Source organism: Streptococcus parasanguinis, assembly GCF_016648855.1.
In the GTDB taxonomy this organism is placed as follows: domain Bacteria; phylum Bacillota; class Bacilli; order Lactobacillales; family Streptococcaceae; genus Streptococcus; species Streptococcus parasanguinis_L.
In genome coordinates, this window is sequence record NZ_JACLQU010000003.1 from 84497 (window position 1) to 108465 (window position 23969).

At 38.6% G+C, this 23969-nt stretch carries 25 protein-coding genes, 1 tRNA gene, 1 other RNA gene and 2 pseudogenes; 14 read left to right on the forward strand and 15 right to left on the reverse strand.

Annotated elements, in window-relative coordinates:
* The first annotated feature begins 3 nt into the window (after positions 1-3).
* Positions 4-933, forward strand: coding sequence for a metal ABC transporter substrate-binding lipoprotein/fibrin-binding adhesin FimA (fimA, locus tag H7T92_RS03070; protein ID WP_201037013.1), 930 nt, complete (start codon positions 4-6; stop codon positions 931-933).
* A 79-nt stretch (positions 934-1012) separates the two neighbouring features.
* Complete coding sequence (gene tpx, locus H7T92_RS03075) at positions 1013-1507, forward strand: thiol peroxidase (protein ID WP_201037015.1); 495 nt, start codon at positions 1013-1015, stop codon at positions 1505-1507.
* Positions 1508-1541: 34 nt separating this feature from the next.
* Here the strand turns inward: tpx and H7T92_RS03080 are convergent, their stop codons facing one another.
* Positions 1542-2567, reverse strand: a complete 1026-nt coding sequence (locus tag H7T92_RS03080) for a DUF3114 domain-containing protein (protein WP_201037017.1) — start codon at positions 2565-2567, stop codon at positions 1542-1544.
* Positions 2568-2691: 124 nt separating this feature from the next.
* On the opposite strand from H7T92_RS03080, the gene H7T92_RS03085 reads away from it, so the two are divergent.
* Positions 2692-3345 (forward strand): metal-dependent transcriptional regulator, encoded by a 654-nt coding sequence (locus H7T92_RS03085; RefSeq protein ID WP_023919592.1) that lies wholly within the window; start codon positions 2692-2694, stop codon positions 3343-3345.
* 21 nt (positions 3346-3366) lie between these two features.
* On the opposite strand, the gene dtd is transcribed toward H7T92_RS03085, so the two are convergent.
* The 7 genes from dtd to H7T92_RS03120 all read right to left on the reverse strand — a co-directional run bounded on the left by dtd (position 3367) and on the right by H7T92_RS03120 (position 9625).
* Positions 3367-3810: a D-aminoacyl-tRNA deacylase gene (gene dtd, locus H7T92_RS03090; protein WP_003004672.1), complete on the reverse strand. Its 444-nt coding sequence runs from the start codon at positions 3808-3810 to the stop codon at positions 3367-3369.
* Positions 3811-4016: 206 nt separating this feature from the next.
* Positions 4017-6236, reverse strand: coding sequence for a RelA/SpoT family protein (locus H7T92_RS03095; RefSeq protein WP_070465231.1), 2220 nt, complete (start codon positions 6234-6236; stop codon positions 4017-4019).
* A 162-nt stretch (positions 6237-6398) separates the two neighbouring features.
* On the reverse strand, positions 6399-7142 hold the full coding sequence (locus tag H7T92_RS03100) for a 16S rRNA (uracil(1498)-N(3))-methyltransferase (RefSeq protein WP_201037018.1): 744 nt from the start codon (positions 7140-7142) through the stop codon (positions 6399-6401).
* A 1-nt stretch (position 7143) separates the two neighbouring features.
* Positions 7144-8094 (reverse strand): 50S ribosomal protein L11 methyltransferase, encoded by a 951-nt coding sequence (prmA, locus tag H7T92_RS03105; RefSeq protein WP_201037092.1) that lies wholly within the window; start codon positions 8092-8094, stop codon positions 7144-7146.
* Between the two features lie 137 nt (positions 8095-8231).
* On the reverse strand, positions 8232-8705 hold the full coding sequence (locus H7T92_RS03110) for a GNAT family N-acetyltransferase (RefSeq protein WP_070594745.1): 474 nt from the start codon (positions 8703-8705) through the stop codon (positions 8232-8234).
* Positions 8702-9142 (reverse strand): NUDIX hydrolase, encoded by a 441-nt coding sequence (locus H7T92_RS03115; protein ID WP_201037020.1) that lies wholly within the window; start codon positions 9140-9142, stop codon positions 8702-8704. The genes H7T92_RS03110 and H7T92_RS03115 overlap by 4 nt, the downstream gene beginning before the upstream one ends.
* A gap of 12 nt (positions 9143-9154) precedes the next feature.
* Positions 9155-9625: a DUF3013 family protein gene (locus H7T92_RS03120; RefSeq protein ID WP_003014200.1), complete on the reverse strand. Its 471-nt coding sequence runs from the start codon at positions 9623-9625 to the stop codon at positions 9155-9157.
* Between the two features lie 114 nt (positions 9626-9739).
* Between H7T92_RS03120 and H7T92_RS03125 the strand changes: the two genes are divergently transcribed.
* From H7T92_RS03125 to H7T92_RS03145, 5 genes and pseudogenes are all read left to right on the forward strand, one after another.
* Positions 9740-11011, forward strand: a complete 1272-nt coding sequence (locus H7T92_RS03125; protein ID WP_201037022.1) for a replication-associated recombination protein A — start codon at positions 9740-9742, stop codon at positions 11009-11011.
* A gap of 66 nt (positions 11012-11077) precedes the next feature.
* A non-coding RNA gene (gene ssrS / locus H7T92_RS03130) (6S RNA) lies at positions 11078-11270 on the forward strand.
* A gap of 5 nt (positions 11271-11275) precedes the next feature.
* A tRNA-Lys gene (locus H7T92_RS03135) sits at positions 11276-11348 on the forward strand.
* Between the two features lie 95 nt (positions 11349-11443).
* Positions 11444-11857, forward strand: a complete 414-nt coding sequence (locus H7T92_RS03140; RefSeq protein ID WP_311625991.1) for a helix-turn-helix domain-containing protein — start codon at positions 11444-11446, stop codon at positions 11855-11857.
* A gap of 22 nt (positions 11858-11879) precedes the next feature.
* A pseudogene (locus H7T92_RS03145) lies at positions 11880-12104 on the forward strand (IS3 family transposase); the annotation flags it as partial.
* A gap of 89 nt (positions 12105-12193) precedes the next feature.
* Here the strand turns inward: H7T92_RS03145 and H7T92_RS03150 are convergent.
* The 7 genes from H7T92_RS03150 to H7T92_RS03180 all read right to left on the reverse strand — a co-directional run bounded on the left by H7T92_RS03150 (position 12194) and on the right by H7T92_RS03180 (position 18384).
* Entirely contained in the window at positions 12194-12790 is a 597-nt protein-coding gene (locus H7T92_RS03150; protein ID WP_201037025.1) for a conjugal transfer protein, read from the reverse strand.
* Positions 12787-13461: an ATP-binding cassette domain-containing protein gene (locus H7T92_RS03155; protein ID WP_006595091.1), complete on the reverse strand. Its 675-nt coding sequence runs from the start codon at positions 13459-13461 to the stop codon at positions 12787-12789. Before H7T92_RS03155 ends, H7T92_RS03150 begins: the two co-directional genes overlap by 4 nt.
* Positions 13462-15630 carry a hypothetical protein gene (locus H7T92_RS03160; protein ID WP_201037027.1) on the reverse strand — a complete coding sequence of 723 codons (2169 nt, stop codon included), beginning with the start codon at positions 15628-15630 and terminating at the stop codon, positions 13462-13464. It lies immediately after the preceding gene.
* 106 nt (positions 15631-15736) lie between these two features.
* A complete protein-coding gene (locus tag H7T92_RS03165; protein ID WP_006595093.1) occupies positions 15737-16120 on the reverse strand; it encodes a lactococcin 972 family bacteriocin in 384 nt (127 codons plus the stop codon).
* Positions 16121-16398: 278 nt separating this feature from the next.
* Complete coding sequence (locus tag H7T92_RS03170; RefSeq protein WP_006595094.1) at positions 16399-17484, reverse strand: sensor histidine kinase; 1086 nt, start codon at positions 17482-17484, stop codon at positions 16399-16401.
* Complete coding sequence (locus H7T92_RS03175) at positions 17477-18175, reverse strand: response regulator transcription factor (RefSeq protein ID WP_006595095.1); 699 nt, start codon at positions 18173-18175, stop codon at positions 17477-17479. Before H7T92_RS03175 ends, H7T92_RS03170 begins: the two co-directional genes overlap by 8 nt.
* Positions 18172-18384, reverse strand: a complete 213-nt coding sequence (locus H7T92_RS03180) for a helix-turn-helix domain-containing protein (RefSeq protein WP_040803168.1) — start codon at positions 18382-18384, stop codon at positions 18172-18174. Before H7T92_RS03180 ends, H7T92_RS03175 begins: the two co-directional genes overlap by 4 nt.
* Positions 18385-18761: 377 nt before the next feature.
* Here H7T92_RS03180 and H7T92_RS03185 point away from each other — a divergent pair.
* The 6 genes and pseudogenes from H7T92_RS03185 to H7T92_RS03210 all read left to right on the forward strand — a co-directional run.
* Positions 18762-18983, forward strand: a pseudogene (locus H7T92_RS03185) (XRE family transcriptional regulator); the annotation flags it as partial.
* A gap of 314 nt (positions 18984-19297) precedes the next feature.
* The gene (locus tag H7T92_RS03190) at positions 19298-20308 is read left to right on the forward strand and encodes a YeiH family protein (RefSeq protein ID WP_003009857.1); all 1011 of its coding nucleotides are present in this window, start codon (positions 19298-19300) and stop codon (positions 20306-20308) included.
* Between the two features lie 681 nt (positions 20309-20989).
* A complete protein-coding gene (locus tag H7T92_RS03195; protein ID WP_201037030.1) occupies positions 20990-21523 on the forward strand; it encodes a hypothetical protein in 534 nt (177 codons plus the stop codon).
* Positions 21524-21675: 152 nt separating this feature from the next.
* Positions 21676-22173 carry a hypothetical protein gene (locus tag H7T92_RS03200; protein ID WP_118095969.1) on the forward strand — a complete coding sequence of 166 codons (498 nt, stop codon included), beginning with the start codon at positions 21676-21678 and terminating at the stop codon, positions 22171-22173.
* A 99-nt stretch (positions 22174-22272) separates the two neighbouring features.
* Positions 22273-22830, forward strand: a complete 558-nt coding sequence (locus H7T92_RS03205; protein ID WP_201037032.1) for a C1 domain-containing protein — start codon at positions 22273-22275, stop codon at positions 22828-22830.
* Positions 22831-22841: 11 nt separating this feature from the next.
* The gene (locus H7T92_RS03210; protein ID WP_201037033.1) at positions 22842-23951 is read left to right on the forward strand and encodes an SPFH domain-containing protein; all 1110 of its coding nucleotides are present in this window, start codon (positions 22842-22844) and stop codon (positions 23949-23951) included.
* Positions 23952-23969 lie beyond the last annotated feature (18 nt).

Here is a 23969-nt window from a genome sequence, read left to right on the forward strand (position 1 = left end):
CACATGAAAAAAATCGCTTCTGTCCTCGCCCTCTTTGTGGCGCTCTTATTTGGCCTTCTAGCCTGTAGCAAGGGGTCTTCTTCTGGAGCTTCTGGTAAATTGAAAGTGGTCACCACCAATTCGATCCTTGCAGATATGACCAAAAATATTGCTGGGGATAAGATCGAACTCCACAGTATCGTTCCCGTCGGCAAAGATCCCCACGAATACGAACCACTACCAGAAGATGTCAAAAAAACTTCGCAAGCAGACCTGATCTTCTACAACGGGATCAACCTTGAAACCGGTGGCAATGCTTGGTTTACCAAGTTGGTCAAAAATGCCAATAAAGTAGAAAACAAGGACTATTTTGCTGTTAGCGAGGGAGTCGACGTCATCTACCTGGAAGGCCAAAACCAAGCTGGAAAAGAAGACCCTCACGCTTGGCTCAACCTTGAAAATGGGATTATCTACGCTAAAAACATTGCCAAACAATTGATCGCCAAAGATCCCAAAAACAAGGACTTCTACGAAAAGAATCTAGCTGCTTATACTGAAAAACTCAGCAAGCTCGACCAAGAAGCCAAGCAAGCATTCAATAACATCCCAGCAGAGAAGAAGATGATCGTAACCAGCGAAGGTTGCTTCAAGTACTTCTCCAAAGCCTATGGCGTCCCATCTGCCTATATCTGGGAAATCAATACGGAAGAAGAAGGCACACCTGACCAAATCAAAACGCTGGTAGAAAAGCTCCGTCAAACCAAGGTGCCGGCCCTCTTTGTTGAATCCAGTGTCGATGAACGTCCTATGAAAACTGTGTCTAAGGATACCAATATCCCTATCTATGCAAAGATCTTCACTGATTCCATTGCCAAAGAAGGAGAAAAGGGCGATAGCTACTACAGCATGATGAAGTGGAACTTAGACAAGATCGCAGAAGGTTTGAGTCAGTAGCCCCTTCAGATTTCTAAACAAATCAGTGGCCCCTCCTCCGGTATTGCGGTACAATAAAAACAAAAAAAGGAGTCTTTTTATGGCAACATTTTTAGGAAACCCTGTTACCTTTACCGGATCTCAACTTCAAGTTGGCGATACTGCTCATGACTTTTCATTGATTACTCCAGCTCTGGAGAAGAAATCTTTAGCTGATTTTGCTGGCAAGAAAAAAGTTCTCAGCATCATCCCATCCATCGACACAGGGATCTGTTCGATGCAAACACGTCACTTCAACAAGACCTTATCGGACTTGGAAGACACTGTCGTCTTGACGGTCTCTGTCGACCTTCCTTTTGCTCAAGGTAAATGGTGCGCTGCTGAAGGGCTCGACAATGCTATCATGCTCTCAGACTACTACGACCATTCTTTCGGAAAAGCTTACGGCCTCTTGATCAATGAATGGCACTTGCTTGCGCGCGCTGTCTTGGTCTTAGATGCAGATAATAAGGTGACTTACGTTGAATACCTAGACAACATCAACAGCGAACCCAATTACGACGCTGCAATCGAAGCCGTCAAAGCACTTGGATAAATGAAAAAAGAGGTCTGCGACCTCTTTTCCATTGCTATAAAATCCGATGAAGTCCATTCTGTAGGAGGACGCGCCAGCGTAAGCGAGGGATGCCTCTGAGGAAACTCCGCACGCGCTGTGCCACTTGTTGCTTGTAGCTCTTGCCTCCTTGTGCAAAGACCCCTTTTCGACTCCAGTAGCCTTCGACACTGCGATCATTTTTAGGGGCTAGATAGCGAACACCTTGACGATAAAGGACCTGCTTCCGAAAGGCTGGGTCCCAAGCTTTGACGGGGTCAATATCTAAGTCCTTATGGGTCCGTCCCCTAGCCAGCCCGTAGTTAAAACTAGCCCCATTGACAATGCCATTTTCAGAAACTTCTACTGGATCGACTTCATTGAGAAAACGCCCGGCTTGATCGAGAATATACTCCGTATGGAAATTTAACAAGACCTTGAAATTGACTTGTTGGGAGGCCCCTGATGGATAATGAAGGTGACCATCTGGCCCTAGGGAGACCTTATTGTGAAGGCGGGCAGCCGCATAAGCATCCACCGTGACCGCTCTAGCCTTTTGTATGTAAGCTTGTAAGGCCTCCTCGTCAGTCTGTCCAGCTCTGGCCTTATGCGTCCGAACCCATTGGGCTTGGTAACTTGAAAGTAGGTAGCGTAACTGGTGAACCTGGCGTTTCAAGAGCTGATCTCCCGACTGATCTGATAAGGAATCCTTTTCAAAGGCGATTTGCACGACGTGTGAAAAAGCCTTCCAAAAGTCGGAACCTGGCGGACAATCTGGAGCCATCCTACTCAGAAGAAAGGCTGTTTCTTCACAAGTTCCGGACAGGTCACTTGGCATAAGAAGAATTTTCATGACTCCCCTCAGCAAGTCTTGGGCAGCTGTTTCCGTTAGATCTTTGATCTCTTGAAACCACATATTTTGAAACAGAGGACTGGCAAAGAAAAAGACAGACTGGTATTGTTCTTGATAGGCTTGTGGATCTCTCAATCCCTGCAAGTGCTTCTCTAGATAGGCTAAACTACTCTCTCTCCAGCCTAATCTCACTAATTCCCGTCTGTTCATAGTGCCGTCCTTTCTATGCTTCTATACTACCATCTTTTGGAGCTTGAGACAATTCTCATTACTCCACTAGCGTTTTTGAGGAGATTTTTGATATACTAGAAGTGAGCGAAGAAAAGAGGAAAGCATGACACCAAACAAAGAAGATTACCTCAAGTGCATTTATGAAATTGGCACAGAAGTAGAAAAAATTAGCAACAAGGAAATCGCGAGTCGCATGCAGGTCTCTCCACCCGCTGTGACCGAGATGATTAAGCGCATGATCTCAGAGGGTCTCTTGGTGAAGGACAAGTCTCGTGGGTATTTGCTAACGGATCTAGGATCGCAGTTGGTCTCTGATCTCTACCGCAAGCACCGCTTGATCGAAGTATTTCTTCTGGAAAAACTTGACTATACAACTGAAGAAGTCCATGAAGAGGCAGAAGTTCTCGAGCATACCGTTTCTGAACATTTCATTGACCAGCTGGATCACATGCTTGGAACTCCTAAGACCTGCCCTCACGGTGGGACAATTCCAAAGAAAGGCGAAAGGCTTGTCGAAGCCTACCAAGACCGTCTCAGCGAAGCGACCCAACCTGGTCTGTATATTCTGCAAAGGGTCCATGACACCTATGAATTGCTAAAATTCTTAGACCAGATCCATCTCCAGATTGGGAATACTATCGCGTTTCAACGGTATGATGACTACACAGGCCTCTATCACTTAATCATCCATGGACAAGAAATTTCTATCAACCAAGTGATCGCCCAACAACTCTATATCGAAAAACATGCAGTCTAAACCGACTGCATGTTTTCTTACTTATGGATTTTTTGTATCTAACAAAATCGTCACTGGACCATCATTGATCAATTCAATCGCCATATCGGCCCCAAAGATCCCTCGTTTGACAGGGACTTCTTTTTCTAATTGATCATTAAAGGCATCATATAACTGACTGGCCATATCTGGCTTGGCAGCCCCTGTAAAAGCAGGACGGTTGCCTTTTTTGGTATCCGCAAAGAGGGTAAATTGAGAGATCGACAAGATTTCCCCTTGGACATCTTTGACCGAAAGATTCATCTTATCTTCCTCATCTGAGAAAATACGCATCTGCGATACCTTGCGGACCGCATAATCCAAATCCTTCTGGTCATCCTCAGGCCCCACTCCCACTAGGAGCAACAAGCCTTGCTGGATCGCATTGTAGACTTGACCATCAATGGAAACCGAGGCACTCTTAACCCGTTGAATCACTAATTTCATTTGATTATCCTATTTTATAAATCTATTTGGCATTCACTACTAACCTTCAAAGAACATCAACTTCAGACAAGGCAGTGAGACGCAGGCAGACTATCCGAAAACCAAAGGCTGTTCAGTTGCTTTTAGGGCAAGGCAGCGAGACACAGACAGTACTTCAGTACGGCAAGGCGAGCTAACGAAGCTATAAAAGATAACTGAGTAGCCGTTTAGCCGTTAGTACGCTTAACAGAGTACACCTCCGGCACACTCTTAATCTTATCCACAACCGTTGTCAACATCGATAGGTTCGGAATCCCAAAGGAAATGTGGATATTGGCAAATTTCATGTCTTTGGTTGGTTGGGCATTGACAGTTGAGATCATCTTAGCTGTATTGGAGAGGACTTGGAGTACATCGTTAAGAAGTCCGGCACGGTTGAGTCCATAAATATCGATATGGGCGATGTAGTCTTTAGTCGTGTTGTTATCTTCCCATTCTACATCAATCAAGCGTTGCTCGTAGTTGTCTTGAGCGCGAAGATTCATGCAGTCTCGGCGGTGAATCGCGACACCACGCCCTTTGGTGATGTAGCCGACAATTTCATCGCCTGGAACTGGATTACAGCACTTAGCAATCCGAATCAAGAGGCCAGAAGCTCCTTGGATAACCACGCCGCCTTCATGACGGACCTTCAAGGTATCTTTTTTATTTTCAACCTTGACCTCGCCACCTTTGACCAGCTCTTCTGCTTCTGCGCGTGCCTTAGCCCGCTCTTCTTCTCGGCGTTCATCCTCCGTCAAGCGGTTAAAGATGGTAATAGCCCCAATCTCTCCAAAACCAATCGCCGCAAACAAGGCTTCTTCTGTCTTATAGCTTGATTTTTGTAGCACTTTGTCCATGTGCTTTTTATCCATGAACTTATTGGCTACCAAGTCATGCTCGTGGAATTGGGCCATCAAGAGGTCACGGCCACGGTTAATAGACAATTCCTTGTCTTGATTTTTAAAGAATTGACGGATCTTGTTGCGCGCCTTGCTAGTTTTAACAAGGGTCAACCAGTCACGACTCGGACCAAAGGAATTGGCATTGGTGATAATCTCCACCTGGTCTCCCGTCCGAAGTTTGGTATTAAGGGGCACCATCCGGCCGTTGACCTTGGCACCAATCGCTTTTTCCCCAACCTTGGTGTGGATTTCATAGGCAAAATCGATCGGCCCAGAATCTTTCGGAAGCGAGCGCACGGTTCCATCTGGTGTGAAGACGTAAATCTCTTCTGCCAGGATGTCTTCTTTTACATTTTCAACAAATTCTTTGGCATCGCCTGACTGGTCTTGGAGTTCCATCATCTCCTTAATCCAGTTCATCCCAATAGCCGATTCCTTGCTGTTAACTTGACCCTTGATCCCTTTTTTATAGGCCCAGTGAGCCGCAACCCCGTACTCAGCAACCTCATGCATTTCCTTGGTTCGGATCTGGAACTCAATCGGTCCTTTAGGGCCGTATACAGTCGTATGGATGGACTGATAGCCATTGGCCTTCCGGTTGGCAATATAGTCCTTAAATCGACCCGGCATTGGCTTCCAGAGCTCATGGATATAGCCCAGCATGGCATAAACATCACTTGGAGTGTCCAGGATGCAGCGGATGGCAATCAAGTCATAGATTTCATCGAAGCGTTTCTTCTTATCCTGCATTTTGCGATAGATCGAATAGATATGCTTTGGTCGACCATAAATTTTCCCATGCAGATGGCGTTCCCCAGCATAGGTCTCGATCTTGTGGACAACCTCTTCGACCAACTCTTCTCGCTCGCGACGTTTTTCCTTCATCATATGCGAAATCTTGTAGAATTCAACTTCATTCAGATAACGGAAGGACAAATCCTCAAGCTCCCACTTGACGCTGGAAATCCCGAGACGGTGGGCTAGTGGCGCATAGATTTCCATGGTCTCACGCGAAATTCGCTCTTGCTTATCCTTGCGCAAGTGCTTCAGAGTACGCATATTATGCAAGCGGTCTGCCAATTTGACCAAAATGACACGGATATCTTGAGACATGGCCATGAGCATCTTGCGGTGGTTTTCCGCCAACTGCTCTTCATGGGACTTGTACTTGACCTTCCCGAGCTTGGTCACCCCATCGACAATCACGCGCACATCATGACCAAATTCGCGCTCTAAATCATCTAAAGTCGCATCCGTATCTTCTACGACATCATGCAAAAAGCCGCAGGCGACCGTCACAGCATCCAGTTTCAGCTTGGCAAGGATTCCTGCTACTTGAATTGGGTGGATGATATAAGGCTCGCCAGACTGACGGAATTGCCCATTATGGCAATCAACCGCATAGACCAAAGCCTTTTGCACAAAAGCAACATCTTCAGGTGATAAATATTTTTTTGTAAGGGCAACGACTTGGTCCCCTGTTAAATTCTCTTCTTTCGGCATGTACTTTCTCCAGTTTCTTGGATACTATTTTAACACTTTTAGCAGCAGATGGGAACCAATGAAGCTACTTTAATATACGGATACTTCTCGAAGATCATTCTGGGATCCACCTTGCTTTCATCATTCTTGTAAAAAAACTAACGAAGCGATTTCTTCACTTCGTTAGTTCATTAATTCTGTGACAACACTCACTGCGCTAAGAGCGTAGAGTGGGGCTGTTTCTGCTCGCAGGATGCGAGGTCCAAGTCCTGCTAACACTGCTCCTTTAGCTGTAAAACTTTCAATTTCTGCAGGGGAGAGGCCTCCCTCTGGACCAAAGATAAAGAGCAATTTGCTTCCAGCTTCCAATCCGGTCAGAGACTGAAGTAAAGCTGCCGCCTCTCCTTCTTTAGCCGACTCTTCATAAGCCACCACGATCCGATCAAACTGGTCGAACTGAGCCAGAAAGTCTGCCTTTTTCTCAAAAAGGGTAATACTTGGGACCAAATTCCGCTTGCTTTGCTCGGCTGCTCCAAGGGCAATTTTTTCTAACTTTTCGACCTTCTTGCCCAATTTTTTGCCATCCCACTTAGCGACTGACCAGTCCGCAGGGAAGGCCCAGATTTGGCTAGCACCGAGTTCGGTTACTTTCTGAGTGATGAACTCGAGCTTGTCTCCCTTGGGAAAGCCTGATGCGATGGTCACTTGGACTGGCAGCTCCACATTGTCTGCTAATTCCTCGATTAGCTCCAACTGACGGGATTCTACATTGACCACGCGCGCCAAGCGCTTGATCCCATCATCAAAGACCAAAATCACCTCATCATCTTCTTTCAGGCGCATAACCTGAAACATGTGCTTGCTGGTTTCCTTGTCCTCGATAGTGACAGATGAGCTAGCCAAACCTTTTACAAAATACTGCTGCATGCTAGCCTCCAATCACACCGGAGACATCCTTGGTCTTCTTGAAGACGCAGGCATTCCATTCCCCTTGGATCATGTGGGTTTCAAGGAAAAATCCAGCTGACTCAGCCGACTCACGCACCATGTCCCACTTGTCCTTGATAATGCCACTCATGATCAGGTAACCTTCGTCCTTGACCAAACGATAAGCATCCTCTGTCAGATGGATAAGGATATCCGCCAAGATGTTGGCCACGATGACATCTGCCTCAATCTCCACACCCTTGAGCAAATCGCCTGGGGCTACATGGATGTTTTCCATGCCCGGATTGAGCTCAATATTTTCCTGAGCGACGCGAACCGCTACATCATCCAAGTCATAGGCAAAGATTTCCTTGGCACCGAGAAGGGAGCTGGCAATGGAAAGGACGCCTGATCCTGTCCCCACATCTAGCACTGTCTCCCCGCCACGAAGGACTTGCTCCAAGGCAAAGAGGCTCATTTTGGTTGTTGGGTGGGTTCCTGTTCCAAAGGCCATACCAGGATCCAGCTTGATAATCTTTTCTCCCGCCGTTGCCTCATAGTCTGTCCATGACGGCACGATGGTCAAGTCATGAGTGATGCGAGCTGGTTCATAGTATTTCTTCCAGTTGTCTGCCCAGTCTTCCTCAGCCAAGGCAGTCGTCCCCATCTTGACCTCTCCTAAATCCATAAAGTCAGTCAATTCTGCGAGCCGAGTCTGCAAGTCCGCTTCAACCGCTGCTACATCAACCGTTTCCGGGTAGTAGGCTGTCACCACGATTTCTTCTTGCTGCTCGACATCAGGAAATATCTCACCAAAGCGATTGACGTTGCCCACATAGTCCATGCTGTCTTCGATTGCGACCCCTTGGGCGCCTAATTCGATCAAGAGGTTGGAGACTAGTTCCTCACCCTCACGCTTCACTGTAACTTTTAGCTCTTGCCATGTTTCCATCATTAATATACCAAGCCCGTAAAACACAAAGCCAAAATAGGAAATTCTCTGAAGACGCTTGTGTCTAAGAGAAGTTTATCTTTTTGGCACAGTGTTTAGGGCGGGTTCAGTTTAGAAATTTAACCGAACCATCCTTTCTATTTCTCTATCAATTTTTTCATGTAGACCATATCCATGCCTTCTTTTTCAGGCTCGATATGGGTTTGACGATAGCCGTTTTTCTCGTAAAAAGTAACCATGCCTGCATCCTGTAACACCGTACACAAATCCCATTGTGAAACGGTTGAAAATTCCTCTTCTAGCAAGCGCAATCCTTCAGAACCATACCCTTTTCCTTGATACTGGGGCAAAATCGCTGCGGTCCCCAACCAAGCTTTCGTTAACTCTTCATTGGTCTGAACTCGTAAAAATCCGATGTTTTCTTCATCTTTTTTTACAAAGTAGTAATAGCTATTGGGACGCTCGACTAGTTTCCACTTAATTCGTTCACGGTCCTCCAGATAAGGATCGTATTCGTCTTGGTATTTCTCATAGACTGCCTTAAAACTGGCTCTTTGAATGGCAATAATGGTTTCTAAATCCTCTGCTCCTGCTTTCTCAAGTGTTATCATAAACTTTTCTCCACATAATCCCTCACTCGTTCTTGCAATTGGGGAACAACTCGATCTGAAGTTAAAAACTCTTCAAAGCTCACTAACTTATAGCCCTGTCCCTCATCTCCAAAGATGATACTTTCGAACTGTTCCTGCGTCAACTTCCCAACTAAAAAGACAGATTTCTTGTTCCCATCTAGCATACTGGGATAGATCCCAGACCAGATGACGTCATCTTTCGACAGTTGGATGTTCAATTCCTCATAAACCTCACGCGCCACACACTCAAAAGGTGTCTCATTTCCTTCCCGACCACCACCTGGCAAGTCCCACATATTGGGGTATGGAATCGTTTCTTTATCATCGCGCAAGATGGTCAAAATTTGCCCCTCACAAATCAAGGCAATTTTACAACCCGTAAATTCGAATCGTGCTTCTAAGCAATCCTCAAGCATGAGCTTTCCCTCCTAGTATCTCGGATAAGGATAAAAGGTGCTTTCTTCTAGGCCAACTTTGCCTTCTTCAAAAACTTCTTGGTTCCAGACGATCTCAAAGCTCTCTGCTTCTTCGTCTGCTAAGAAATCCATGAGCTCATCCAAGGCCAGCTCAGCTGTATCTCTAAGGAAAGTCGCAAAATAGGCTAGAAACTCACGAGACAAGCCTTTTTTAGGCTCATAAGGAATCGCTGTTAAATAGGCATCTTCCTCCACATGAGACTTGGCTGGATTGTAGAAGATAACGGCTTCTTCAAAGAAAATATCCTCATCAGATTCTTCGCCAGCTTCATCAACCAGGGCAACCCCTCCCGTATTCTGTGCTTCCAAGAGAAAAGCCACTTCTACCGCATGGTTTTTCTTATCCCAATTGATCTCAAAATCAAAAGGAAAAACCTTGTCCATCTCCTCTTCTAAAACATCCAAAAATCCGTATTTAGACATAGCGTCCTCTTTCTAATTTCCCACTCTTAGAGCGGAATATGATACAATAGTTACTACAATCTTACCATAAAAAACGCCTCTTTGAAAGGAGACAAAGCTAGAAAGGAGAATGAAATGCCCGACAATCTCGCACTCCGTATGCGACCACGAACGATCGATCAAGTCATCGGTCAACAACACCTGGTCGGAGAAGGCAAAATCATCCGCCGCATGGTCGAAGCCAATCGTCTGTCCTCCATGATTCTCTATGGACCTCCAGGGATCGGAAAGACCAGTATTGCTTCTGCCATCGCAGGAACGACCAAGTATGCCTTTCGGACCTTTAATGCAACGGTTGACAGTAAAAAGCGCCTCCAAGAAATCGCAGAGGAAGCCAAATTTTCTGGTGGCTTGGTCCTGCTTTTGGATGAGATCCATCGCCTTGATAAAACCAAGCAAGATTTTCTCTTGCCTTTGCTCGAAAGCGGTCTGGTCATCATGATCGGTGCAACGACTGAAAATCCCTTTTTCTCTGTCACACCCGCTATTCGTAGCCGCGTACAGATCTTTGAGCTGGAACCTTTGACGACGGAGGAGGTCAAGCAAGCTCTGAAAACGGCGCTAGATGATCCCGACCGTGGCTTTGACTTTCCTGTCGTGCTCGATGAGGATGCTTTGGATTTCATCGCTACCTCAACCAATGGAGATCTTCGCTCGGCCTTTAATTCTCTCGATCTGGCGGTGCTGTCGACCTCTGAAAATGCAGAAGGCATCCGCCATATTACGCTAGAGATCATGGAAAACAGCCTCCAGCGCAGCTACATCACTATGGACAAAGATGGAGACGGCCACTACGATGTCCTCTCTGCTCTGCAAAAGTCTATCCGTGGTTCGGATGTCGATGCTAGTCTTCACTACGCCGCTCGTTTGATCGAAGCTGGAGATCTACCCAGCCTAGCTCGTCGCTTGACCGTCATCGCTTATGAGGATATCGGCCTGGCCAATCCAGATGCGCAGATTCATACTGTGACGGCGTTGCAAGCAGCGGAGCGCATCGGCTTTCCTGAGGCCCGCATTCTCATCGCCAACATCGTCATCGATCTAGCCCTTTCGCCTAAGTCCAACTCAGCCTACGTTGCCATGGACAAGGCCCTATCTGATCTGAGGACATCTGGCAACCTTCCCATTCCTCGTCACCTCCGCGATGGTCATTATGCTGGAAGCAAGGAACTAGGGAATGCGCAAAACTATAAATATCCCCACAACTACCCTGGCAACTGGGTCAAGCAGGACTACCTGCCAGACAAGCTCAAACACACGTCCTACTTTATACCCAATGAAAACGGCAAGTACGAGCGTGCTCTCGGAGCCACCAAGGAGAAGATTGATCAATTTAAGAAAAAGTGACATCGGTTTCAAAAAAATGAGATTTTTTCTTGAAATATTTCCAAAATGTGGTATCATATACATATAGAAACGCTGTGGTGTACGAACTCACACTTAAGTGTTGACCGACTATTTTTTGTATTATTAGGGAAACAAAAGACTTCTGGCAGTATGCAGGCCGTTTCACGCGGAAGCAGCTAAGTCAGAGCGAGTTGCCCACCTGCTTAATTGCGCGGGTTCAATACAAATCGTGAAGTTTCGGCACCAATACAGCTTTTTATATTTGCCTCCTTAGCTCAGTTGGTAGAGCAGTAGACTCTTAATCTATGGGTCACAGGTTCGAGCCCTGTAGGGGGCATCAAACTTCAACAGTAAAAGCCTTGATAACCAAGGCTTTTTTGCTTGTCTATAACTGATTTGCCCCATCATTTGCCCCACATTTTTTTATGAGCAATCTTTCCAGACATCTCTGATTATGAAAAACAAAAAAGCTATCCTACCTTTGCAAATTTGGATAAGATAGCAGAATATTTTAATGCAACTCCAACTCAACTTTTTGGAACGAGTACAGAGATTGAATTAGAAAAGAGTGTTCTTGAATCGAATGAATACTCTGATAAAGTAAGTGAGATTTTAAAGGCTGTCAAATACATCGAACATTTTCTACAAAATGATGGACAGTACTTAGAGGATTTACTTTACCTAACGAGAGGCAAACAACTATACACAGAAGATGGAGATGAATTGTATATTGATCCAACTTCTCAGAAAAGAACACTCCATAACCAATATGAACCTGGTTTTATTGTAGCAAGAGAGAAATCCCCACTAGAACTCTTAATTGAAAATAAGGACCTATTAGATTAAATAAAGAGGATAAAGGAATCCAGCATCTATGTCACGTAAAGGAAACAGCCCAGATAATGGCATGATGGAGTCCTTCTTTGGCATTCTTAAGTCTGAGATGTTTTATCGTTATGAGAAGACCATTCACTCACTTGAGCAATTGGAACAAGCTATTGTAGACTATATTGATTATTACAACATCAAACGAATTAAGATAAAACTAAAAGGACTCAGTCCTGTGCAATACAGAACTAAATCCTTTGGATAAACTAATTGTCTAACTTTTTGGGGTCAGTATAAAATCCTCCCCTAACAATAAATTATTATTTTACAACTTTTATTACAAATATTGTGTTTTTAATCATTAAATATAAGCCAACTATCTATTTTATCTTTTGGTTTTTCCCAACTTGCAATAACACGTATTCCTTTCATTTCTGTACTGGAAATACCTAATTTTCCTCCTTTTCCTAATAAATATAATGTATATTGCGAATCAGTATTTGCTTCATAAGAACCCTTGATAAATTTTTCATCTGTACTAACTTTCCAAGCATCTAATCTAGGAATACTAATTTTTATATCTGTTTTTTGAGCAGCTATATCCAATGATATTTCTCCTTCTTTAATTCCCCTTATGCTTACTTCTTTATTTTCTTTTAAATCTATTTCCCCTGACTTTGCTATGATTCCATCTTTAGATACTACAAAAACAATAGCTTTGTCTTGTTTTTCTTTGACTAGATCTTTTGGAAAATAAAATTTTTCTCCATTTGTTCTATTCAAAATACATTTTTTCCCCATCGCAATACCCACTGTATCTATTTTTTCTTTTGTTTCATTTTTTACTGTAAATGCAACATCAATATCATCACTATTTCTGTTCATGTAAAAGAATAAACCACAAATGCACAGTGCTATAACCGGTACTAATAAAGCAATCTTCCTTTTCATCTTAACACCTCCCTTATAGCTGACTTTTCAATAATATAATTCTTATGTGCTACTTTTTCAAAGTCCTTATCATGACTTACAACTACGATCGTCTTACCTTCATTATTTAATCTAATAAGTGTATCGATTACAATTTTTTTATTCTCATAATCAAGAGAACCTGTCGGTTCATCCGCCAACATAATTTCAAACGGTTTTATCATATTTCTTGCAAGGGCTACCCTTTGCTGTTCTCCACCTGAAAGTTCATAAACCTTCGATTTTAATTTGTCTGAAATGCCCATTTTATTCAAGGCAGCTTCTATAAGATTTTTCTTATTTTTTTCTTGATTGTATTTGGCAGCAAGCATCATATTTTCCTCAACCGTCATTTTTTCTACCAAAGCAAAATTTTGAAATAAATAAGCAATTTTTTCTCTGCGTAATAGCTCTCCTACTTTAGGATCTTTTATAGGATCTCGATTTGAAAAACAGGTTACACTACCACTATCATAATTTTCTAATGTCCCAATTATATTCAAAAGTGTTGTTTTTCCTCCTCCACTTTTCCCAAAGATACAAACAAAATCTCCTTTATAAATATCCAAACTAATATTTTCCAAAATACTGTGTTCCCCATATTTCTTAGAGACATTTCTTAAGGTTATTTGCAATTCCTTTTCTTTTTGCATTTAACACCCCTCCTTTAACCTAAGTACAATGCTTCTTTCACTTTTCTTTAGTTGTAAAATTTCTATGCCAAAACATATAAGGCTTCCACAAATACCTATTATTAAACTAATCAAAAGTTTAGACATACTCCAACCATCTCTTGGTATAAACAGTCCAACATCACTTATTACTCCTGTTACCATAATAACCATAAATAAAATAATAATACTTATGATATAACCAACGATATTTTCAATAATTTTCTTATGATGTATATCAAAAAATCCATATCCCAACAACCTAGAAACATCTATTCGTTGTCCATGATTATAAAAATATGTTTCTTTATCTATTTTTAATAACGTTGCTAAAATAACAATAGATAAGACAAGACCAATAACATATATACTTGCCTCCATCTTATATTCGTCTATTCTTGAAACTATATCATCGTAGACTGAGCTGATATAGAGTATAAACGGCTCAGATTCTGTTTCTTCAATTATGTCCTTCAAACTCTCGTATCCTCTACTAGGCTCTTTAACATATGGATGTAGCTGCCCATTTACTAAAGATGATAGTTTGATTCCATAATCTGGGAGTAATTCTTTCCCATTTACTGCTACCAAAACATAATTTTTCAAGTTTGCTTCATCAATTCTTTTGCCACTATCAAAAGAAAATACACTTTGATTATCTTTCAGCCTTACATATGTTTCTGTAATTGTACCTTGTTTTTTTATATTTTGAAAAATATGATCTTCATGAATTTTTTCTTTGTCAAATTCAGTAATTTTAACATCTTCTGGAACAAAAACAATCCACTCATTTTCATGTATTTTATATTGTTCTATTTTATTCGTATCTTTATCTAAGAGATTAGCAATATGTAAATAATTTTTATTTACATAGGCATAATTGCCTTGAAACGGTTGTTGATTTAGATACTCCTCATCATCATTCATTCCCTCTTTTCTAACGTTTGGGGCATTAAATAATATTGCTCCACTATCGTCCAAACTATTCCATAAGTTATTCAGCTTTGGAATAACAATCTCATGGAACTTATCATCATCTTTTTCATAACTCCAAGACCATGCACAAGCCAAATTTGCATAATATTTTGAGCTTTCCCAAGTTGGAATGTATTGTTTCATACTCGAGTAATCAGCGAGTCCTAAAATACTTACAATTGCTAAATAAAGAACCATAACAATCGACCCTGTTTTTATAAAAAAAGAACTTCTATGATAACTTCTTCTATAACCTTTCAATAAGGCAATAACATTAATTCCTTTTAATTTGAGATAAATCAATATAAACTCTATTGATATTAGCCCCCCTATTATAAAAGCAACTAAAATAAGTATTGTTTTCATTGATATCATAAATCCTAAAATATCACTAGGAGCAACTAAATATTCTATAATTCCAATCGTCAGTACAAGTCCCACTATTGCTGGTATTGCAAGAATATTTAAAACCTTAGAAATAGCTAAAGTTAATTTGTCGTATCCTAGTAAAATTGATATCGATAATTCCTTTGAAAGCATCCCATTATAAATAATTAGACAAAAGACAGTAGCTACAAATATAATAAAAATCATAAGCATATATAGATATGCTTGTTTCTGTGTGAATTCACTAGAAACAGTAAAATCCGGATTAACCACGACCTCTGTTTTTAATTTTTCATTTTGATTTATTTCTTCAATAAACTCATTAATATTTACTTCCGTACCTCTTACATGATAATCCCCATTAACTTTTTCCTTGCTGACGTTTTCAAAAGGAATTAAGCTTATATCTTTTGACGTGAGTAAACTCATTGATTTTACATTCTCAAAATCATTCAATTTGTCTTTGCTATCAGTAATAGATATATTTCTAAAAGATTTCTTGAACCATTCAGAATCATTTAGATGAATGTAAATCTTTATTTTCTGTTTATCAAATCTACTATTCTTAGGAATATATTCTTCCTTTATGAAGCTTAAATCATTTTTATTGGCGATTTTCTGCAATTCAATTATTGTTTTATCAGCTATTTCTGGCTTTGTTACAATGTTTACAGTAGTATTAAACTCTTTTATGAATATATTTAAAAACATACCGTCTGAATAGAAAAACTTTCCTATACCAATCACTATAATTAGTAAAATTGCCAGTATACCCACTGTTTTTTTCATTCTGCATCATCTCCAACTTTATAAAAATAACGAGTATGAGTAATGCCACAATACTAAAATAACAACGTGGTACCGCTCAAACTCGTTCAACTATTTTTATTTATTGTTATTTAACATCAGCCCAAGCTCTATTACCACTTGAAGCTTTTTCCCAAGAAGCTTCTGCTCTACTTCCAGCGTTTATCCAACCCGAATAAGAGAATTTACCACCAGCACCTTGTACTGTAGTTTTATGTGTTTTATTATTGTGATCGTATTTAGACCAAACATATACACTACCTACACCATGTCTCCATTTTCCACCTAAAAAACTTTTCCATCCGCTATCATAACTGAACAACCTTGGCAGAGTATAATCTTCTTCAAATACTTCCACCTCATAACCAAGACCTTCAACATATGGTAAGTTTGTTTTTTCTGCTGCCAATGCTGGTACGAATGATACTAACATAAAACCTGTTAATAATACTAATGACAATGATTTTTTCATGATAAAATTCTCCTCTCTCAAATACTTAAACTTTTTGTAAAATTTTTCTTCCGAATAAAGTTTTCAAAAACTCTACTCAATCTCCGTTCCTATACCTATGAGGATTATTATAATTCATAAAACTCTACCTCCTTTTTATATATTTATAATCACAGATGATGATTCAAATTAATAATTCCATTCAAATATAAAAGAGCTATCCTTATTTATATTATAGAATAGCTCTTTGCTTTATACTTAACGGTATCTTTAAATAATTCTTGCGTTTTCTTTGCGATTTAATTTAATATATATGGAAGTATTACTTTAGCACAAACTCTTTTATTCTCCTCTCCAATTTCAAAATTTCCACCCAAGTGTTTTACAATGTCACTTACAATTGTAAGTCCAAGTCCCGATCCATTATTGCTTATTCGTCTTGATAAATTTCCCCTATAAAACTTTGAAGTAACCATATTCCAATTCACATTTAAATTTGGAGAAACATCGTTTATAACACTTATTTTTAACATTCCATTAATTTCCTCAACCTTTATATTTATGCTTGTTCCTTTCACAGAATAATTAACTGCATTTGTAATCAGATTCTCCATTATTCTAAGTAAAAGTTGTGGTTCCGTTTTAATCTTACTGTTTTCCAAATTTAAAAACTCCAAAATTAAAAGATGATCTTTTATAGATAAACTTTTTTCTTCTTCCCACTGGCTAAAAAAAATTTTTATATCTACATCCGTTAAATTTAGTGGAATTTCATTTAAATTGAATTTTAAATATGAAAAAAAATCTTCACTTAAACGATTTAAATATCTTATGTTCTCATATATAACATCAACAAACTTATTTTTTTGTTCTTCAGAAAGATTTTTTTCGTCTTTTAATAGTGTTATATAACCTATCATATTCGCAAGAGGAGTTTTTATATCATGAGCTAAATACGTTAGCAGATCTGTTTTTTCTTTATATACCAGTTCATACTCCTTTTCAAGTTCTTTATTGTAATTATGAAGTTCTATAAACAAATCTCGTTCCTTTGATAATGACTCATGAAATGGTATTAAATCTTTATCTTCACTTTTAAGATAATTCAGTCCAGATTCAAAATATTGATTATATACATAAAACCTTTTTTTCTGTATTATAAATGTCCCTATCAATATAGCAACCGCCCCTAGTAAAAGTATTATATATTTACCTATTTCAAAATAAAAGGAAGCAAATTTATCTAATGGCAATTCTGGATCTACACTGTCAACAAAAGAATTATCCATTATTTTGTAAATAATGAAAAATAGGATTGTACTTAAAAATATCCATAGTATTTGATAAATAATACCTTCCACAAAAAAACGGTTTTTCTTACCCATTGATTTTATACCCCACTCCCCAAACAGTTAATATGACTGATTTTAACCCAATCTTTTCAAACTTACTTCTAATTCTTCTTACATGAACCATAACTGGGTTAACTTCATTTTCTAGCACCTTATCACCCCATATTTTATAGTGTATATCATCCATATTATACACTTTACCAGGTTCTTCCATAAGCAACCACAAAATATCAAATTCTTTTGGTGTTAGTTCAATCTCTATATTACCATAGTAAACTTTATGTGTTTTAATGCTAATCTTTAAATTATTAACTTCTCTATCACAATTAATTGTATTTACAATATTTTTTGTAAATACATAATTTCTTCTAAAATGAGAATTAATTCTCGCAATCAATTCAGATGGTTCAAACGGTTTTACGATATAGTCATCTGCACCTATATTCAATCCTTGCACTCTATGAATAGGATCTTCTAAGGCAGTAAGCATAATGATTGGCATAGTGGACGTTTCTCTTATCTTTTTGCATATTTCAAATCCATTTATATCAGGAAGTAAAATATCCAATAATATCAAATCATATTTATTTTTTTCAAATTCCTCTAACGCCTCTTTTCCAGTATGAAAAATGCTGATTTCCCAATTCTCTGATATTAAATACATCTTTATAAGTTCTGCTAAGTTAGTATCATCTTCTACAAGCATTATTTTCATTTCAGTCATTCATTTCCACCCTCCTTAAAACTAAATACATCATTTGGAGTACATTCCAATGCATTACATATTTTTGCCAAATTTTTAAATGTGATTGGCTTATTTTTTCCCATCTGTGCCATGACATTAGTTGTAATCTGTGCAATAACAATAACTTCTGTTTTCTTTAATCCCTTTTTGGCGAGTTGTATCCACAAGGTTTTATAATTTAATGCTATGCGTTTCCTCTTTTCTTTAGATATAATTTTCATGTGTATTATACCATAACCATTGAGTACACTCAATTTTTATTTGAGGATTAATTTTGTTCTGAAATTTTAATTATACCGTCATATATTTATTTTGATAATTTAATAGTAAATATTATATGATTAGTATCCATCTAGTCTGAACCATCTCTTCTGATTTATCCTCCGATTTGGTTTCATACTGATTTTTATTTATAACAACACTATATATCTAGTATGGCATAATCATTAGGTATTATAGGTTTTTCAAACCAAATTAGAAACCTTTATGAGTCATTCGTTTTTGCCCCATTTTTGCCCCACTTTTAAATTATGTCATTGAAAATACCTAAAAGTAGTTCCCTAAAATCAGCTATATTTCAATATTTTTGATTACTTTCAATATAAAAATTTCTTATAAATTCATAACAAGAGGCAACCAACTATACACAGAAGATGGAGATGAATTGTATATTGATCCAACTTCTCAGAAAAGAACATTTCATACCCAATATGAACCTGGTTTTATTGTAGCAAGAGATAAATCCCCACTAGAACTCTTAATTGAAAATAAGGACCTATTAGATTAAATAAAGAGGATATGTACTGATCCCAAAAGTTAGATTTTTTTCTGTCTAACTTTTGGGATCAGTACATTTTCAACTCTCTTATTTATTTTCTTATCTCACATAATTACTTCACATGTCCAGGCTCATCAAATTCATTTTTTTCAATAACATATGCCACATTTGCATCCTTATTGATCAAAGAACATATATCTATTATATTACAAAAAGCTCTCTGACCGCAAAATTCCGTTAATTTACAACCTTATTCCTACTTTCTATTTTACTTTTCTGACAGATAAGATTATAATAAGGAGTATTTATTTTCGGAGGTTTTTATGTCATTTCTATCAAAAAATTGGGCAGGACTGTTAGTCTGTCTGATCATTTCTATCATCTCTTGGGTTTTAGGAGGCTTTCTGCCTGTTGTGGGAGCACCTGTTTTCGCCATTTTTATCGGAATGATTCTCTACCCCTTTCTCACTCCCTATAAACAACTGGATGCTGGTTTGACTTATAGCTCCAAAAAATTGCTTCAGTATGCTGTTATCTTACTTGGTTTTGGACTCAATATCTCTCAAGTTTTCGCAGTTGGAAAATCTTCCCTTCCTGTCATCCTTTCGACTATTTCTATCGCTTTAATTATTGCTTTCTTTTTCCAACGATTTTTTAACATGGATACAAAGCTAGCTACCTTGATTGGGGTAGGCTCTTCTATCTGTGGCGGTTCTGCCATTGCAGCGACTGCTCCTGTTATTCACGCCAAGGAAAAAGAAGTAGCCCAAGCCATTTCTGTTATCTTTTTCTTCAATGTCTTGGCAGCTCTTATCTTTCCAACTCTAGGTTCTTGGCTCCATCTCTCCAACGAAGGTTTTGCTCTCTTTGCGGGTACTGCGGTCAACGATACTTCCTCTGTAACAGCCACAGCTAGCGCCTGGGATAGTCTGTATCATACCAATACTCTAGAATCTGCAACCATTGTCAAACTGACTCGTACCTTAGCTATTATCCCTATTACTCTCTTCCTCTCCTATTGGCAAAGCCGTCAACAAGACAACAACCAAGGAGTAAAGCTTAAAAAAATCTTCCCCGTTTTCATTCTCTACTTCATCCTAGCTTCTCTGCTAACTACCGTCCTTACTTCTTTTGGTGTTAGCAATAGCTTCTTTTCACCTCTCAAACAGCTCTCCAAATTCCTCATCATCATGGCTATGAGTGCTATTGGTCTCAAAACTAACCTCGTTGCTATGATCAAATCCAGTGGAAAATCCATTCTTCTTGGAGCCCTTTGCTGGATTGCTATCATCCTGACTAGTCTTGGCATGCAATTACTCATCGGTATTTTCTAAGAAAAAAGGGAGCCTAAAGGCTACCTCAGAACGTAGACAGACGTCATTTTTGGCGTTTGTCTTTTTGTATGTTCAAAGATATTTTGTCTTATCATCTACTATTCCATCCAAAAATCTGATTTAAAGCAAAATAAAAAGGGATATTCCCTATCCATTTCGATAATTTTTTCATTAATTTGTTTTTCCATTTTATCCTCCGATTAGTCTCGCACTGATATTTATTGATAACAACACTATATTTCTAGTATAGCATAATCATTAGATATTATAGGTTTTCAAACCAAATGAGAGTTATTCGTTTTTGCCCCACTTTTGCCCCATTTTGAAATAATTGCATTTAAATTCTCTTTAATTATCTTCCGAAAATCACTTATATTTCAATATTTTTAATTTCTTTCAAGATGAAAAAGCCTCCAAAATCCATGTAGGGGGCATTTTTTATGCACAAAAAGCCTTGAAAACCAAGGCTTTTTTGCTTGTCTTAAGAGTATTTAGCTCACTTTTTTAGATACTATAATGTAGCGTACGAAGTTAAATCATTCTGCACCATTGTTATTCCATTTAAAATAAAAACCACCTTTGAACCCTACCAAACAATTGACAGTTCTTCACCGAATCCGCTATGATAAGGGTACTTGAAATTCCGAGTTTTCGTAGCATTTTAAATGTAAGGAGTCCAAAATGAAAATCTATTATTCAAAATATGTCGGATATGGCTTTTTGGCTTTTGCCTGTGCGCTCTTTATCCACTTAGCTTTTTTATCGCTCCTAGGTTTTGAGGGAATTCCCAAAGTCAGTTTCGTCACCCTCATTCAGATCCTTTTATTTCTAATTGCGATCTATGCAACCATTGCTGGGATCAAAAGACTGACCAGCCGTCAGATCGCTTTTGAACTGACTTCTGATGGGATCCATGCTTATCAGGGAGTGATCCTGACAAAAGATATCTTTATCCCCAAGGAAGATTTGGTGAGTGCAGCCTATAAAGTGGCTGACGTTAGTGACCCCGATCACCAAAATAGTAAGAGTTATTTTATCGAATTTCAGCTGAGGGAAAATACTGCACTAGAAAATCTCTCAAAATCTAATACGATCATTGACACAGAGCACCATACCGTAAAACTCTTCGTCAATTTTTGTAAATTTAAGGAAGAAGATTGGCAAAACCTATCCAAGTACTTGACGAACGAATACCATTTACAAATATTCGACTAACTTGATTGTAGCTATCAAATCAAAAAACTTTTACCTTGTTCAACCGATCTTATTAAACGTAAAAAATGAATTCATCTTTTTCTAGTGAAAGGGTTTTCTTCCCGGTGTGTAATATGATATAATAACCATATAAATGAAAAAGGAGTTTTTTTATGAAAAAAACAGGTAAAGTTTTAGGTTTGGGAATTTCACTATTAACTATCTCAACTTTAATGGCTTGTAGCTCTATTTCAAAACTACACTCGTCATCAAAAGAAGATAAAACAGAAGCTACTTCTAGCACTTCCGAAAAGAAAGGGATCATAGATAAAGCAAAAGAAAAATTGGGTGTTGACAAATTCGACCCTCAGGATACATCTGATCAAACAATCGAATCCATCAAAACCTATGAGGATTACTTGATAATGTATGAAAAGATTATACAAGATTATTTTGATCAATGTGAAGCTGTGTATAAGGAAAAAGGCCTAGGCGATGATGCTTCTTTTGAAGAACAGAAAAAATCTTTAACTCAATCAATGGAAGATCAGAAAAAACAATATGGTGCATTAAAGAACTCTCCAATTCAAGGAAAAGAGCATATTGTCCAATTTCTTAAAGAATACAGAGACTCTCTCAAAGAGTTGGTTGATCAATTAGCAGCTAGCTAAGCAAGAGAATCTTCTAATTTCCAAGGAAAACCGGTCCCTGGGGTCGGTTTTTTTATGAACATTCATTTAAAACAAATTTGCTCTATAGGGGAGAAAAAAATGGATTATCAACTATTACCTCATGAATTTATGATAATGCACAGCGACCACGTTTGTTTTGGGAACTCAACCACTTTAACAGACGAATTGATTTTGACAAATCTAAATTTAGTCCATATTAAAAAAGGAATCTTTGGAGGAAAGAAAAATCAACAATTGATTCCTATTAATCAAATCAAATTGTTCGAGGGAAAACCACAGGTTTCGGTCTGTAAAGTAAATGGATCAAAACGCTTAGAAATATACTACAATGGAGGCCAAGTCGTTTTTGGGTTCGATAACGCTAAAGATACCGACAAATGGGCTTCCAATTTAATTAAGCTTGTAACAGGAGATACAAGTAATTTTGATAAGTTAGGAGATAGTAGCCTGTTTGGAGTAGATGTTTTAGCTGAAACTCTAAAAGATACTTTTAACGTCTTTAAAACAGGATTAGGAATTAAAGAGAAAGAGCCTGAAAGAATCACCACAAAGTGTACTTTTTGCGGAGCTCCTTTGTCAGGATTAGCTAAACAAACAGTAAGATGCTCATATTGCGATATGGAACAAAATCTATAGGAGAGTAACAAATGGGATTTATTAAAGCAGTAACAGATTCAATTGGTGGTACATTTGCTGATCAGTGGAAAGAAATCATTACAGTTCAAGCTTTTGACGAACATACAGCAGTAAGCCCTGGTATTCTTCAGGAAAAAAACAACGGTAGAGGGGTTAATAATAAGGGATCTGTAGGCGTTATCTCCAATGGTTCTAAAATTTTTGTCCCAGAGAATACAGCCGCTTTTATCTTTAGCCAATCCGGAATCGAGGAAATCATTACTAAACCAGGTGGATACGAATACCAAAATGGAGAAAATAGTATCTTTAATGGTGACGGAATAAAAAAATCACTTTTCGATAATGTAGTAAACCGTGTTGGTTTTGGTGGCCAGAGTGATCAACAAAAACAGATTTCTTTTGTAAATTTACGAGAGATCCGGGATATTAAATTCGGAACCCGCGGACCCGTTATGTATAACGATTTGTTTTATGGAGCTGACTTAGAAGTGCGAGCATTCGGTACATTCTCTATTCAAATTACAGATGCAGAACGATTTGTCCGCAACTTTCTTCCTGCAAATGTTAGTTATTATACGTTTGATAGCCTGCAAGCGAGGTCCCAAATTGTAACTGAATTTTTACAATCTTTTATTGTAGCTCTAAATTCTCTATCTACTACTTACCGAATTTCACAATTACCATCACAAGCAACAGTTCTAGCAAACCAAGTAGCTTGTGATAATCAATATGCTGGAACTTGGAAAGAACGTTTTGGTTTTGAAATTATAAAAGTAGCTATTGCAAATATCGAATTCTCACCTGAATCTAAGGAGTTAGTAAAACAATTTTCATCCAATAAGATGAACTTAAAAGCATATGATGATGTATCACAGAAATCATCTAATATTGCAGCCCAACAAAAGATCGCTTCGGGAATTGAACAGCATGGTCTCGGAGATGGCCCTGGAATGATCTTTGGAATGAATATAGCTCAACAATTAGATGACAGAGCAAGCAAGCCGACGATGACTTTTGACGAACAAATAGAGATGCTGACAAAGTTAAAATCACTTTTAGATGCAGGCATTCTATCTCAGGATGAATTTGACCAAAAGAAAAAAGAAATCATGGATTTATAATAAGAAAATGAGTAGGGG